10 protein-coding genes are annotated in these 14,466 nt (G+C 65.7%); 4 read left to right on the forward strand and 6 right to left on the reverse strand.

Translation table 11 applies throughout. The features are described from left to right. Window positions 1-19: 19 nt before the first annotated feature. The 4 genes from purN (at window position 20) to F0Q45_RS03625 (ending at window position 5,699) form a co-directional block, all read left to right on the forward strand. Entirely contained in the window at window positions 20-649 is a 630-nt protein-coding gene (gene purN / locus F0Q45_RS03610) for a phosphoribosylglycinamide formyltransferase (protein ID WP_149652625.1), read from the forward strand. 7 nt (window positions 650-656) lie between these two features. Next, complete coding sequence (purH, locus tag F0Q45_RS03615) at window positions 657-2,240, forward strand: bifunctional phosphoribosylaminoimidazolecarboxamide formyltransferase/IMP cyclohydrolase (RefSeq protein WP_149652626.1); 1,584 nt, start codon at window positions 657-659, stop codon at window positions 2,238-2,240. A 110-nt stretch (window positions 2,241-2,350) separates the two neighbouring features. Further along, window positions 2,351-3,733 carry a sigma 54-interacting transcriptional regulator gene (locus F0Q45_RS03620; RefSeq protein ID WP_149652627.1) on the forward strand — a complete coding sequence of 461 codons (1,383 nt, stop codon included), beginning with the start codon at window positions 2,351-2,353 and terminating at the stop codon, window positions 3,731-3,733. Continuing rightward, a complete protein-coding gene (locus tag F0Q45_RS03625) occupies window positions 3,726-5,699 on the forward strand; it encodes a vWA domain-containing protein (RefSeq protein ID WP_149652628.1) in 1,974 nt (657 codons plus the stop codon). Before F0Q45_RS03620 ends, F0Q45_RS03625 begins: the two co-directional genes overlap by 8 nt. 78 nt (window positions 5,700-5,777) lie before the next feature. Here F0Q45_RS03625 and F0Q45_RS03630 read toward each other — a convergent pair whose 3' ends face one another. The 6 genes from F0Q45_RS03630 to F0Q45_RS03655 all read right to left on the reverse strand — a co-directional run bounded on the left by F0Q45_RS03630 (window position 5,778) and on the right by F0Q45_RS03655 (window position 14,451). Next, window positions 5,778-7,619 carry a glycoside hydrolase family 15 protein gene (locus tag F0Q45_RS03630; RefSeq protein ID WP_149652629.1) on the reverse strand — a complete coding sequence of 614 codons (1,842 nt, stop codon included), beginning with the start codon at window positions 7,617-7,619 and terminating at the stop codon, window positions 5,778-5,780. A 154-nt stretch (window positions 7,620-7,773) separates the two neighbouring features. Beyond that, the gene (locus F0Q45_RS03635; protein ID WP_149652630.1) at window positions 7,774-8,376 is read right to left on the reverse strand and encodes a DUF1707 SHOCT-like domain-containing protein; all 603 of its coding nucleotides are present in this window, start codon (window positions 8,374-8,376) and stop codon (window positions 7,774-7,776) included. Between the two features lie 430 nt (window positions 8,377-8,806). After that, window positions 8,807-9,691 carry an enoyl-CoA hydratase family protein gene (locus F0Q45_RS03640; protein WP_149652631.1) on the reverse strand — a complete coding sequence of 295 codons (885 nt, stop codon included), beginning with the start codon at window positions 9,689-9,691 and terminating at the stop codon, window positions 8,807-8,809. A gap of 10 nt (window positions 9,692-9,701) precedes the next feature. Next, window positions 9,702-10,868, reverse strand: coding sequence for an acyl-CoA dehydrogenase family protein (locus F0Q45_RS03645; protein WP_149652632.1), 1,167 nt, complete (start codon window positions 10,866-10,868; stop codon window positions 9,702-9,704). Further along, window positions 10,865-12,850, reverse strand: coding sequence for an ATP-binding protein (locus tag F0Q45_RS03650; protein ID WP_149652633.1), 1,986 nt, complete (start codon window positions 12,848-12,850; stop codon window positions 10,865-10,867). The genes F0Q45_RS03645 and F0Q45_RS03650 overlap by 4 nt, the downstream gene beginning before the upstream one ends. A 5-nt stretch (window positions 12,851-12,855) precedes the next feature. After that, window positions 12,856-14,451 (reverse strand): acyl-CoA carboxylase subunit beta, encoded by a 1,596-nt coding sequence (locus F0Q45_RS03655; RefSeq protein WP_149652634.1) that lies wholly within the window; start codon window positions 14,449-14,451, stop codon window positions 12,856-12,858. Window positions 14,452-14,466 lie beyond the last annotated feature (15 nt).

Below are 14,466 nucleotides of genomic sequence, written 5' to 3' on the forward strand. Positions count from 1 at the left end.
CCCGACTAGGCTCCCTCGTGTGCAGGAACCGTTCCGGGTACCCCCGAGTGCACCGGCGCGGCTAGTGGTGCTGGCATCGGGCACCGGTTCACTGCTGAACTCACTGCTCGACGCCGCCGTCGGCGATTACCCGGCGCGCGTCGTCGCCGTAGGTGTGGATCGCCACTGCCGGGCCACCGAGATCGCCGCGCAGGCATCGGTGCCAGCCTTCACGGTGGAGGTCGCCGACTACCCTAGCCGCGACGCCTGGGACGCCGCCATGACCGACGCCACCGCCGCCCACTCGCCAGACCTGGTGATATCAGCCGGTTTCATGAGAATACTTGGGCAACAATTTCTTTCACGCTTCAACGGACGCATACTCAACACGCATCCGGCCCTGCTGCCGGCTTTCCCGGGGGCACACGGCGTGGCCGACGCACTCGCCTACGGAGTGAAAGTCACGGGCTGTACGGTTCACCTGGTGGACGCCGGCGTGGACACCGGGCCGATACTGGCGCAGCAGCCTGTCGAGGTGCTCGACGGCGACAACCAAGCGACCTTGCACGAGCGCATCAAGGTGCTGGAGCGACGACTATTGGTGGACGTGGTGGCCGCGATTGCCACCGGCGGTGTGACGGTGACCGGACGGAAGGCGATCCTGGGATGAGCACAGCATGAGCAACGACAGCATACGGAAGCCGATCCGCCGCGCGTTGATCAGCGTGTACGACAAGACCGGGCTGGTGGAGCTGGCCCATGGGCTGACCGCGGCCGGCGTCGAAATCGTTTCGACCGGATCAACGGCAAAAACGATTGCCAGCAAAGGGATTCCAGTAACCCGGATAGAGGAGCTTACTGGTTTTCCGGAGGTGCTCGAAGGCCGGGTCAAGACCTTGCACCCGGGTGTGCACGCCGGTCTGCTGGCCGACCTCCGCAAGCCCGAACACCAAGCGGCGCTGGACAAGCTGGGAATCGCGGCGTTTGAGCTGCTGGTGGTCAACTTGTATCCGTTCAGCCAGACCGTCGAATCCGGTGCCAGCGTCGACGAATGCGTCGAACAGATCGACATCGGCGGGCCCTCGATGGTTCGGGCTGCGGCCAAAAATCATCCCAGCGTGGCCGTGGTCACCGACCCGCTCGGCTATGACGGGGTGCTCGCCGCGGTACGCAGTGGCGGGTTTGCGCTCGGCGAGCGTAAAAAGTTGGCGTCCATAGCATTTCAGCACACCGCTGAGTACGACATCGCCGTCGCCACGTGGATGCAGTCGACCTTGGCGCCCGAACAACCCGAAACGGCTTTTCCGCATTGGTTCGCTAGAAGTTGGCGTCGTCAGGCGATGCTGCGCTACGGCGAGAACCCGCACCAGCAGGCCGCGCTCTACTCCGATCCCGGCGCCTGGCCTGGGCTGGCGCAGGCCGAGCAGCTGCACGGAAAAGAGATGTCCTACAACAATTTCACCGACGCGGATGCAGCCTGGCGGGCCGCGTTTGACCACGAACAAATATGCGTGGCAATCATTAAGCACGCCAACCCGTGCGGCATCGCAATTTCGTCGGTCTCGGTCGCAGATGCCCATCGTAAGGCCCACGACTGCGACCCGCTGAGCGCCTATGGCGGAGTGATTGCAGCCAACACCGAGGTGACCGTGGAGATGGCGGAGTACGTCAGCACCATCTTCACCGAAGTCATCGTCGCGCCCGCCTATGCACCTGAGGCCCTTGAGCTGTTGACGCGAAAAAAGAACATCCGGGTACTGGTGGCCTCGGAGCCGCAGGACGGTGGCACCGAACTGCGTCCCATCAGCGGGGGACTGCTGATACAACAGCGTGACCAGCTCGACGCGCACGGTGACAACCCGGCCAATTGGACCCTGACGACTGGCGAGCCGGCCGATCCAGCGACGCTAACCGACCTGGTCTTCGCCTGGCGCGCCTGCCGCGCGGTCAAGTCGAACGCGATCGTCATCGTCGCCGACGGCGCTACCGTCGGCGTCGGCATGGGTCAAGTCAACCGGGTCGACGCCGCGCGGCTGGCCATTGAACGAGCTAATGCACGTGGCGGTGGGCGGGTCAAGGGCGCCGTCGCGGCCTCGGACGCGTTCTTCCCGTTCCCGGACGGGCTGGAGACGCTGGCTGCCGCCGGGGTCACAGCGATCGTGCACCCGGGCGGCTCGGTACGCGACGACGAGGTGACCGAAGCGGCAGCAAAAGCCGGTGTCACCTTGTACCTCACTGGGGCACGCCACTTCGCACACTGAGGCCCACCGACAGTGGATTTCACGACGCGACAGGCGCGAGACACGCACGAGAATGCGTCGTGAAATTCACTCTCGTCGCCAGACGAAACATGGCGTCGTAGCGTGGAGTAGTGACTTCACCGAGCGACCTGCCCCGCACCGTCGGCGAGCTTCGTGCTTCCGGTCATCGTGAACGGGGTGTCAAGCAGGAAATCCGGGAAAATCTGCTGACCGCGCTGGCCGAGGGGGACGGTGTCTGGCCAGGCATCCTGGGCTTCGAAGACACCGTGCTGCCCCAGGTGGAGCGGGCCTTGATCGCGGGCCATGACTTCGTCCTGCTCGGGGAACGGGGCCAAGGCAAGACCCGCCTGCTGCGCGCCCTGACCGGGCTGCTCGACGAGTGGACGCCGGTGATCGCCGGAGCCGAACTGGGGGAGCACCCGTACACGCCGATCACCCCGGAGTCGATCAAGCGAGTCGCGCAGTCCGGTGACGATCTGCCGATCGCCTGGAAGCATCGCAGCGAGCGCTACACCGAAAAGCTGGCCACCCCCGACACCAGCGTGGCCGACCTGGTCGGCGACATTGACCCGATCAAGGTCGCCGAGGGTCGCAGCCTCGGGGACCCGGAGACCATCGCCTACGGCCTCATCCCGCGCGCGCACCGCGGCATCGTCGCGGTCAACGAATTGCCCGATCTGGCCGAGCGCATCCAGGTGTCGATGCTCAACGTGATGGAGGAGCGCGACATTCAGGTCCGCGGTTACACGCTGCGCCTACCGCTGGATGTGTTGGTGGTTGCCAGCGCCAACCCCGAGGACTACACCAATCGCGGTCGCATCATCACACCGCTCAAGGACCGGTTCGGCGCCGAGATCCGCACCCACTACCCGTTGGAGCTGGACGCGGAGGTGGGCGTCATCCTGCAGGAGGCGCATTTGAGCGCGCAGCTGCCCGGCTACCTGATGCAAGTGATCGCTCGGTTCGCCCGCTACCTGCGCGAGTCGCATTCAGTCGATCAACGGTCCGGAGTGTCGGCGCGCTTTGCGATCGCGGCGGCCGAAACCATTGCCGCCGCGGCGCGACACCGCGGCGCGGTGCTAGGGGAGACCGATCCGGTGGCGCGGGTGGTGGATCTGGGCACGATCATCGACGTGCTGCGCGGCAAGCTCGAGTTCGAATCCGGTGAAGAAGGTCGCGAACAGGCGGTGCTGGAGCATCTGTTGCGCCGGGCGACCGCCGACACCGCGTCTCGAGTGCTCGGCGGGATCGACGTCGGCTCGCTGGTGGCCGCCGTGGAGAGCGGCTCGGCGGTCACGACGGGGGAGCGGGTGTCGGCCAAGGACGTGCTGGCCGCGGTTCCGGGGCTGCCGGTTGTAGACAGAATCGCAGCAAAGCTCAATGCCCAATCCGAAGGCGAACGCGCGGCAGCATTGGAATTGGCGTTGGAGGCGTTGTACCTCGCCAAGCGAATAGACAAGGTCTCGGGGGAGGGCCAAACCGTCTATGGCTAGCAGACACTCGACGCGGTACTCGGCGTATACCGGTGGTCCTGACCCGCTGGCTCCGCCGGTGGATTTACGCGAGGCGCTCGAACAGATAGGGCAAGACGTCATGGCGGGCGCTTCGCCGCGCCGCGCGCTGTCCGAGCTGCTGCGCCGCGGCACCAGGACCATGCCCGGCGCTGACCGGCTGGCCGCGGAGGCGAATCGGCGCCGTCGTGATCTGTTGCGCCGCAACAATTTAGACGGAACTTTGCAGGAGATCAAGCGGCTGCTCGATGAGGCGGTGCTGGCCGAGCGTAAGCAACTGGCCCGCGCGCTGGACGACGACGCCCGCTTCTCCGAACTCCAGCTGGACGCGCTCCCGCCGTCGCCGGCCAAGGCGGTTCAGGAGCTTGCCGAGTACCGCTGGCGCAGTGGTGAGGCTCGCGAAAAATACCAGCAGATCAAGGATCTGTTGGGCCGCGAGCTGCTCGACCAACGATTTGCCGGCATGAAGCAGGCCCTTGCCGGCGCCACCGACGAGGACCGCCAGCGCGTCAACCAGATGCTGGATGACCTCAACGACCTGTTGGACAAGCATGCCCGCGGCCAGGACACGCAGCAGGACTTTGACGACTTCATGGACAAGCATGGCGAGTTTTTCCCGGAGAACCCGCGCAATGTCGAGGAGCTGCTGGACTCGCTGGCTAAGCGCGCTGCCGCCGCGCAGCGGTTCCGCAACAGCCTGAGCCAGGAGCAGCGTGACGAGTTGGATGCGTTGGCGCAGCAGGCATTTGGCGCGTCCTCGCTGATGCGGTCGCTGAGCCGGCTCGATGCCCATTTGCAGGCGGCGCGCCCGGGCGAGGACTGGACCGGGTCACAGGAGTTTTCCGGTGACAACCCGTTCGGCATGGGCGAAGGCACCCAGGCGTTGGCCGATATCGCTGAGCTGGAGCAGCTTGCCGAGCAATTGTCGCAGAGCTACCCAGGCGCCACCATGGACGACGTTGACCTTGACGCGTTGGCCCGTCAACTCGGCGATCGGGCCGCCATCGACGCTCGAACGCTCGCCGAACTGGAACGCGCACTGGTCAATCAGGGTTTCCTGGATCGCGGGTCCGACGGCCAATGGCGGCTATCTCCCAAGGCTATGCGCAGGCTCGGTGAAACCGCGTTACGAGATGTGGCGCAACAGCTTTCGGGGCGCCGCGGCGAGCGGGATCATCGGCGCGCGGGAGCCGCCGGAGAACTCACCGGAGCCACCCGGCCCTGGCAATTCGCTGACACCGAGCCGTGGAACATTTCCCGAACCTTGACCAATGCCGTGCTGCGGCAAGCGGGTACGGCGAACCACGATCGCCGGATCCGGATCACCGTCGACGATGTCGAGGTCTCCGAAACCGAGACACGGACCCAGGCCGCGGTTGCGTTGTTGGTGGATACGTCGTTTTCGATGGTGATGGAGAATCGTTGGCTGCCGATGAAGCGGACGGCGTTGGCGCTGAATCATCTGGTGTGCACACGGTTCCGCTCGGATGCGTTGCAGATCATCGCGTTTGGCCGGTATGCGCGGACGGTGACGGCCGCGGAGCTGACAGGTTTGGAGGGGGTCTATGAGCAGGGCACCAATCTGCATCACGCGCTGGCGCTGGCGGGTCGTCACTTGCGTCGGCATCCCTATGCCCAGCCGGTGGTGTTGGTGGTGACCGACGGTGAGCCGACGGCCCACTTGGAGGACGTCAACGGCGAGGGCGCGTCGGTGTTCTTTGACTACCCGCCGCATTCGCGGACCATTGCCCACACCGTGCGGGGGTTCGACGACATGGCCCGGCTGGGAGCACAGGTCACCATCTTCCGGCTGGGCAGCGACGCTGGCCTCGCGAGGTTCATCGACCAGGTCGCGCGCCGGGTGGAGGGACGGGTCGTGGTGCCCGACCTCGACGGGCTGGGTTCGGCGGTAGTGGGCGACTACTTGCGGTCGAGGCGTCGGCGATAGGTGGCTGGCGCAAGAGGCGGCGTGTTCTGGTGAGCTGCAGACAAGCCGCGCTAAATCCGGTAACGCGCGCGGCTTCCGTCAACCGCGAGCTTCGGCTTGGGCTATTGCCCAAGCCGCGTTGACGAGACCGATGTGGCTGAACGCCTGCGGGAAGTTACCCAAGAGCTCACCGGTGCTGGGGTCGACCTCTTCGGAGAGCAGCCCGACGTCGTTGCGATAACTGATGGCGCGCTCGAACACATCGCGAGCACGATCGAGCTGACCCGATGCCGCCAGCGCCTGCGCCAGCCAGAACGTGCACAGCAGGAACGTGCCCTCTTGTCCGGTCAGACCGTCATCATTGGCTTCCGCGCTGGTGCGATACCGATAGACCAGGCCGCGCGAGTCGACGAGCTGTGCGGCGATGGCGTCGATAGTGGCCAACACTCGGGGGTCGTCGGCGGGGAGGAAGCCGACCAGCGGCAGCATGAGAGCTGACGCGTCCAGGCTGTCGCTGCCAAATGCCTGCGTGAACGAGTTGACCGCGTCGCTCCACCCTCGAGTCAGGATCTGATCCCGAATTTCGTCGGCGGCCTTTTGCCAGGCCTCGACCCGGTCGCTGGCGCCAAGATTATCGGCCAGGGCGATGGCGCGGTCCAGTGCGACCCAGCACATGAGCTTGGAGTAGAGGAAGTGCTGCGGGGCGCCGCGTACTTCCCAGATGCCGGAATCCGGCTCCTGCCAAACACGTGCGGCGGCATCGGCGCAGTCGATCAGGAACTCGCGTCCGGCCGCGGCGCATGGGCGGTCCGGGTGCAGCTGTTTGGCCAGGCGGTGCGCCGCGCCCAGCAGCTCGCCATACACGTCAATTTGGCTTTGCCCCCACGCGCCGTTGCCCACGCGCACCGGGCGGCTATCGCGCCAGCCGCGCAGATGACCAAGCTCGCGTTCGGTCAGGTCATGCTCGCCGCCGACGCCGAACATGATTTGGAGTGGCTGCTCGGCGCGCAGTTGCCCGGCGGAGCTGACTGCTAGGTAATCGAAGAACTGTTCCGCCTCGTCTGGGCAAGCGGCTACCCAGAGGGCTTCCAGGGTAAGGCTGGCGTCCCGCACCCATGAGTACCGGTAATCCCAATTGCGTTCTCCGCCAATCTCTTCCGGCAGTGACGTGGTAGGCGCGGCCACCACGGCCCACGTGGGCTGGTAGGTCAACGCCTGCAGGACCCGCCCGCTGTGATGCACCAGGTCGCGCCACGGCCCGTCATAGCTCTGATGGATCTGCGACCAGGACCGCCACGCGTCGACGGTCGCCTGCATCGCAACGTCGAGCTCGGCGGACGACATGGCCTCGGGAAATGCCTCCGAGGTGGTGCGGTGTTGCAGCCCAAGGACGATCCGCTCACCCTCTCGCATGAGGGACCGGCCAATCGCGTCAGAGTCGGTGATGTCCAGCGGAATCGGGGAGGACAAGAGCAAGACGTCCGCGCCCCCGCGGACCAGGATGCCGCCGTCGATGGTGGATACCAGCGGTATGACCACGCCGTATTCCGAGCGTGCCGAGAATTCCACGCTAACTTCCACCTCGCCGGTAGTACACGCCAACGACCGCACCAGCAGCCGAGGAGCAGCAGCGCCCAGCTGGTGCGGGTCATCGACGTAGCCGGTGGCGAGGGCGTCGCGCAGCACCAGCGTGCCGGTGGTGGTGGTAAAGATGGTCTCGAGCACCATGGTGTGCTCGAGGTACCGGCGGGTGACCTCGGCGCGCTGATCGGTAGGGCGCACCGAGAACGATCCGGCGTCCGCGTCGAGGATTTTGGCGAACACCGACGGCGAGTCGAACCGCGGCAAGCACAACCAGTCAACCGAACCGTTGCGACTGACCAGGGCGGCAGTATGGCGGTCAGACAACAGGGCGTAGTCCCCGATGGGTGTCGTGCTCATTCGGTTCCTCCTGAAAGCTGCATAGGTCCAGGCTTGCGTACCACAGAGTTCGCCATGTCGTTGCCGAAACTCGCCGCGCGGTTGCCGGACTTCGTGATCGGCCAACCGGTACAACAGCGGTTAGCGAGCCACTCATCGCAGCGATTGCACCGGGCTACTTGCGGGACTTGCGTGCTTTGCGCTTGATCCCTACACCGCCCCAGAACGAGAAGCCGCGGATCTTCACTCTGGGTGCGCCCCGGCTGCCCTCGCCCATGACGTCACGGTCGAAGTTGCCCATGACGCCGCGGCCGCGAATCTCAACGTTGACTTCGGGCGGCAACAGGATGGTCTGGGAGCCCATGATCGAATACGCGCGAATCTCTACCTCGGTTGAGGTGAAGTCGGCGTAGCGTAAATCCACCACTCCCGACCCGCAGAACGCGAAGGTGGTGAGCTTCTTAGGCACATTCCACCGGCCGCGCCGCTCGAACCCGCTGAGCAGGGCAAGCAGCAACGTGGACGGCGCCGGGTTGCAGTTGCCCCCGCGGCGGGGGCTGACGGACGCACCGAGCAAGTCGGCTCGAAGCTGGTCCAATTCTTGGTAGGTGGTTGCCGCGTAAGCCCTGGTGAGCCGGTCTTCGTACTCGTTCAGTGGCAGGCGACCTTGTTCGGCCGCATACGCCAGCAACTGCGCGAGCTGGATGCGATCGGTGTCCGCTGCAAGCGGCGGACTATCGCTCGTGTCCTTTGCGCCACGCTGGGCGGGGGTGCTCATCACCCACGAGCGTACGACGTCCAGAATTTGCGGCAAGCAGGTTGGCTAAACTGCAACCTTCCTCCCAGGTAGGTCTCAACTGCCTCCGGCTTTTGAGGCGCATGCGGCCCCGCGCTCCGGGTTCGGGCCAGCGAAAAGTCGCGAGGGGTCCATTCGTGGTGCCTAGGTGGGTCAGTGGCTCCGGACGTCGTCGAGAGGAACACCTGCGGCCTTGCCCCGGCTGACGCACTGCGTCTCGATCGAGCTGCCGGGAAAACCGGGCACGATTTTTTGGGGCGCGTGGCTACGGTGCGCAAAGCGTGTACGAAATGGGCCCGGCGTCGGGGTCGTTGATCGCCCGGGCGTTGGTCAGTGGCAAACACGGAAGTTTCGGGGCAACGATGTTGTGTGCGGTAAGGCGGCTTCGGCCGGAGCCGATCCCTTAGCAGCCCTAGGCGTCGCTGTGTTGAACCCAGCTCGGCGGGCGTTTCTGCAGGAACGCCAGCATGCCCTCCCGAGCTTCGTCGGAAACGAACAGCCGCGCCGACTCCTCGGTGAGCCGCTCCGCATCGCGGTCGAAGCCGTCCAGCACGGCGGCGGCGGTGAGCGCCTTGGACGCCGCCAACCCCTGCGGTGATCCGCGGCTCACGTCGGCCACGAGTGCGGCCACCGCGGCGTCGACGTCGTCGGCCGCGCGCGTGATCAAGCCGATTTCGGCTGCTTCGCTGGCGCCGAACGTCTCGCCGGTCAGGTAATAACGGGCTGCAGCGCGCGGCGACAGTTTCGGCAGCAAGGTCAGCGAGATGATGGCCGGGGCGACGCCGATGCGGGCCTCGGTCAGGGCGAAGGTGCTGCGTGGTCCGGCGACCACCAGGTCGCAGGCGCCGACCAGCCCGAACCCGCCGGCCCGCACATGGCCGTCGATGGCAGCGATCACCGGCCGCGGCGAGGAGACGATGGCGCGCAACAGCGCGGTCATCTCCCGCGCGCGCGCCACCGCCATGTCATATGCAGATGGTGGCGACCCGCTTCGCCCGGCTGCGCCGCGCTCGCGATCGCCACGGGCCGATGGTGGCGACCCGCTTCGCCCGGCTGCGCCGCGCTCGCGATCGCCACGGTCACCACCGCCCGCTTCGCTGAGGTCGGCTCCGGCGCAGAATGTGCCCCCGGTGTGGGCGAGTACGACCACCCGCACCGCCGGATCCGCCTCGGCGTCCCGCAGTCCCTCGTGCAGCTGGGTGACCAGGGTGGTCGATAGCGCGTTGCGGTTGTGCGGCGAGTTCAGCGTGAGCCGGGCAACTAAGCCTTCTCTGGCGTATTCGACGAGCCTGTCCATCAGTACGGCGTCAGTAGGATCTAGGCAGGCCCAGCGAGGTCTGCGCGACGAAGTTGAGCACCATTTCGCGGCTGATCGGGGCGATCCGGGCCAGCCGGGCCGACGTCATCATCGCGGCCACGCCGTACTCCTTGGTCAGCCCGTTGCCGCCCATCGACTGCACGGCCTGGTCGACCGCCCTCGTCGACGCCTCAGCCGCAGCGTATTTGGCCATGTTGGCCGCCTCGGCGGCACCGGCGTCGTCGCCATGGTCGTAGAGCGTCGCGGCCTTCTGCATCATCAGCTTGGCCAGCTCGACCTCGATGTGGCACTGCGCCAACGGATGTGCCAGGCCCTGGTGCGCGCCAATCGGGGTGGACCAGACCTGGCGGGTCTTGACGTAGGCGACGGCCTTGCCCAGCGCGAACCGTCCCATGCCGACCGCACTGGCCGCGCCCATGATGCGCTCGGGATTCAGCCCGGCGAAAAGCTGCGCTATGGCGGCGTCCTGGGCACCCACCAGTGCATCGGCGGGTAGCCGGACGTCGTCGAGGAACACCTGGAACTGGCGTTCCGGACTGATCAGCTCCATCTCGATCGGAGTGTAGGTGAATCCGGGTGCGTCGGTCGGCACGATGAACAACGCCGGACGCAGCTTGCCCGTTTTGGCCTCTTCCGTGCGCCCTACCACCAGCACCGCTTGCGACTGGTCGATACCGGAGATATAGACCTTCTGGCCCTTCAGTATCCAGTCGCTGCCGTCGCGACGCGCGGTGGTGGTGATCTTGTGTGAATTGGACCCGGCGTCCGGCTCGGTGATGGCGAACGCCATCGTCAACGACCCGTTGGCGATGCCCGGAAGCCAGCGTTGCTTCTGCTCGTCGGTGCCGAACTTGGCGATGATGGTGCCGTTGATGGCCGGCGATACCACCATCAGCAGTAGCGCGGAGCCCGCGGCGGCCATTTCCTCCATCACTAGTGACAGCTCGTACATGCCGGCGCCGCCGCCGCCGTATTCCTCGGGTAGGTTCACTCCGATGAAGCCGAGTTTGCCTGCTTCAGACCATAACTCGGTGGTGTGTTGATGGGCGCGGGCCTTCTTCAGGTAGTACTCGTGGCCGTAGTTGGACACCCATGCCGACACCGCCTTGCGTAGCGCCTGGCGCTCTTCGCTTTCGACGAAGCTGGTGTCTGTCATTGTGAATCTCCTTGTGATTCGGGTGTTTCCACTCGCGCTAGGACGGCCCCGACTTCGACTTGCTGGCCGGTGTGAACATTGAGTTGCGTGAGTACCCCGTTGGTGGGCGCGCTGATGGTGTGCTCCATCTTCATTGCCTCCAACCAGATCAAAGGCTGACCGACGGTGACGGTATCGCCGACCTCGGCGCTTAGGCGGATGACGTTGCCGGGCATCGGAGCCACCAGCGAGCCCTGTTCGACGGCCGAACCCGGCTCGGGAAAGCGGGGCAGCGCGACCAGGTGCACCGGGCCAAGAGCGGAATCGACATGAACATCTTGGCCGTAGCGCGCCACCGGGAAGCTGCGGGCCACCCCGTTGGGGTCGGCCAGCACAACCTCGTCGGACGTGGCCGAGACCAGCTGCACGGACTCGGCGCCGGGAAGTTCCAATCCCGCTCTGGTGAAGCGGTATTCGATACGGTGCTCAATGTCGCTGTCATCACGGTAGCTCTTGACCTGGTAGCCCGACGCCAGGTTACGCCAGCCACTGGGAACCGCGCCAAACACCGCCGCCGTGGCCCGATTGTGTGCGGCGTCGGCCAGCGCGGCGGCAATCGCCGACAACCGGATAGTTGGGGCGTCGGCCAGCTGCGCCGACAGCTCCGCCAACCCGTGGGTTTCGAAAAATGCCGTGTCCGTAGCCCCAGCGAGAAAAGCCGGATGACGCAGCACCTTCACCAGTAGGTCGCGGTTGGTCCGCAGGCCGTGTAGCCGAGTGCGGGCCAGCGCGTCGGCCAGCACCCATGCCGCCTGTTGACGCGTCGGCGCATAGGAGATGACCTTGGCCAACATCGGGTCGTAATGAATCGACACGGTAGAGCCGTCGACGATCCCGGAGTCCAGCCGGATCCCGGTCCGATGTCCTAGCGTGCCGAACTGCGCGCGCACCGACGGCAGGTCGATCCTGTGCACCAGCCCAGCCTGCGGCTGCCAGCCCTGCGCGGGATCCTCGGCGTACAGGCGGGCTTCGACCGAATACCCTTGGGCTGCAGGTGGCTCAGTTTCCAGCCGACCGCCTTCAGCGACGACGAGCTGCAATTCGACCAGATCCAGTCCAGTGGTCTCTTCGGTCACCGGATGCTCGACCTGCAGGCGGGTGTTCATCTCCAGGAAGTAGAACTCACCGACATCATCGGCGAGGAACTCCACCGTCCCGGCGCCGGTATAGCCGATCGCGGAAGCCGCCAGTCGGGCGGCGTCAAACAGCTTAGCGCGCATACCCGCTATGCGCTCCACCAACGGCGACGGCGCCTCTTCGATGATCTTCTGGTGGCGGCGCTGGATGGAGCATTCCCGTTCCCCGACGGCCCACACGGTGCCGTGCGTATCGGCCATGACCTGCACCTCGATGTGGTGCCCGGTGGGCAGGTAACGCTCACAGAATACCGTCGGGTCGCCGAACGCTGACTGCGCTTCGCGCTGTGCGGCCTCGACTTCGGCAGGCAGGGCGGACAATTCGTAAATCACCCGCATGCCGCGGCCGCCGCCGCCGGCAGAAGCCTTGACCAGCATCGGCAACTGAGAATCCGTCACGGTGTCCGGGTCGAGCTCCTCGAGCACCGGCACTCCGGCGGCCGACATCAGTTTCTTCGATTCGATCTTGGAGCCCATCGCCCGAACCGCATCCACCGGCGGCCCGACCCAGATCAGGCCGGCTTCCTGCACGGCGGCGGCGAAGGCAGCGTTCTCCGAAAGGAATCCATAGCCGGGATGCACGGCGTCGGCGCCGGCCGCGTGTGCGGCCGCAATGATGGCCTCGACGTTGAGATAGTCGTTGGCTTTCGGCAGTCGCACCCGGGCGTCCGCCTCGGCGACATGCGGCGCGGCCGAGTCCGGTTCGGTATAGACAGCGACGGTGCCTAGACCCAACCGGCGGCAAGTGGCGAAAACCCGGCGGGCGATCTCGCCGCGGTTGGCAACCAGTACTCGAGTGATCGGCATCGACATCACATCCGGAAGACGCCGAAGTTCGACGTTCCCTTGATCGGGCCATTGGCGATGGCGGACAAACACATTCCCAGCACGGTGCGGGTGTCGCGCGGGTCGATCACCCCGTCGTCGTAGAGCATCCCGGACAACACCAGCGGCAGCGACTCGGCTTCAATCTGGCCCTCCACGGCGGCGCGCATGGCCGAGTCGGCCGCTTCGTCCACTTGTTGCCCGCGGGCTTCGGCGGCAGCCCGAGCCACGATCGACAACACGCCCGACAGTTGCGCGCCGCCCATCACCGCGGACTTGGCGCTGGGCCAGGCGAACAGGAACCTCGGGTCGTAGGCGCGTCCGCACATCCCGTAGTGCCCGGCCCCGTACGACGCGCCAATTAACAGCGCGAGGTGCGGGACTGTCGAGTTGGAAACAGCGTTGATCATCATCGAGCCGTGCTTGATCATGCCGCCCTCTTCGTAGTCCTTACCGACCATGTAGCCAGTGGTGTTGTGCAAGAACAACAACGGCGTGTCATATCGGTTGGCCAGCTCAATGAACTGGGTCGCTTTCTGGGACTCCTCGCTGAACAGCACGCCGCGGGCGTTGGCCAGGATGCCCAGCGGATAGCCGTGCAACTGAGCCCAGCCGGTCACCAGCGACGACCCGTATAGCGGCTTGAACTCGTCGAACTCGGAGCCGTCGACAATGCGGGCGATCACCTCACGCGGATCGAACGGGATACGCAGGTCCGCCGGGACGATGCCGATCAGCTCCTCGGCATCGAACAACGGCTCGGTCACCGGTTTAGGCTTGGGCCCCAGCTTCTGCCAGTTCAGCCTGGCCACAATGCGACGCCCGATGCGGATGGCGTCGAGCTCGTCTTGCGCAAAGTAATCGGCTAAACCCGAGATGCGGGCGTGCATTTCAGCGCCGCCCAGCGACTCGTCGTCGGACTCCTCGCCGGTGGCCATCTTCACCAGGGGCGGACCGGCCAGGAACACCTTGGAGCGTTCCTTGATCATCACCACGTGATCGGACATCCCGGGGACGTAGGCGCCGCCGGCGGTAGAGTTGCCGAAAACCAGTGCGATGGTGGGTATCCCGGCCGCTGACAGTCGGGTGAGGTCGCGAAACATTGCTCCGCCGGGAATGAATATCTCTTTCTGGGTAGGCAGGTCCGCACCGCCGGATTCGACCAGCGAGATCACCGGAAGCCGGTTCTGGAATGCGATCTGGTTGGCCCGCAAAATCTTTCGCAGAGTCCAGGGGTTGCTGGTGCCGCCCTTGACCGTCGGGTCGTTGGCGACGATCAAGCATTCCACGCCGGACACCGCGCCGATACCGACGACTGTGCTGGCGCCGACCTTAAAGGCGCTGCCGTATGCGGCGAGCGGACTCAGTTCCAGGAACGGAGAATCCGGGTCGACCAGCAGCTCGATGCGTTCGCGGGCCGTCAACTTGCCGCGCGCGTGGTGACGATCGACGTATTTGGGTCCGCCGCCTTCTAGCGCCTTGGCGAGTTCGGCGGCAATCTCGTCGAGCTTGTTCCTCGCGACCGCGGCAGCCTCGGTGAAGACGGCGCCGGTCGGGTCGAGTGTGGACTGTAAGACGGTCACTGCCACCGCCGACGA

It is taken from the genome of Mycobacterium simiae (assembly GCF_008370645.1).
Lineage (GTDB): Bacteria > Actinomycetota > Actinomycetes > Mycobacteriales > Mycobacteriaceae > Mycobacterium > Mycobacterium simiae_A.

Bases quoted from the DNA above. Each gene is read 5' to 3' on its own strand.
- purH (WP_149652626.1), top strand. From the start codon at position 657: ATGAGCAACGACAGCATACGGAAGCCGATCCGCCGCGCGTTGATCAGC.
- F0Q45_RS03625 (WP_149652628.1), top strand. From the start codon at position 3,726: ATGGCTAGCAGACACTCGACGCGGTACTCGGCGTATACCGGTGGTCCT.
- F0Q45_RS03630 (WP_149652629.1), bottom strand. From the start codon at position 7,619: ATGAGCACGACACCCATCGGGGACTACGCCCTGTTGTCTGACCGCCAT.
- F0Q45_RS03635 (WP_149652630.1), bottom strand. From the start codon at position 8,376: ATGAGCACCCCCGCCCAGCGTGGCGCAAAGGACACGAGCGATAGTCCG.
- F0Q45_RS03640 (WP_149652631.1), bottom strand. From the start codon at position 9,691: ATGGACAGGCTCGTCGAATACGCCAGAGAAGGCTTAGTTGCCCGGCTC.
- F0Q45_RS03645 (WP_149652632.1), bottom strand. From the start codon at position 10,868: ATGACAGACACCAGCTTCGTCGAAAGCGAAGAGCGCCAGGCGCTACGC.
- F0Q45_RS03650 (WP_149652633.1), bottom strand. From the start codon at position 12,850: ATGCCGATCACTCGAGTACTGGTTGCCAACCGCGGCGAGATCGCCCGC.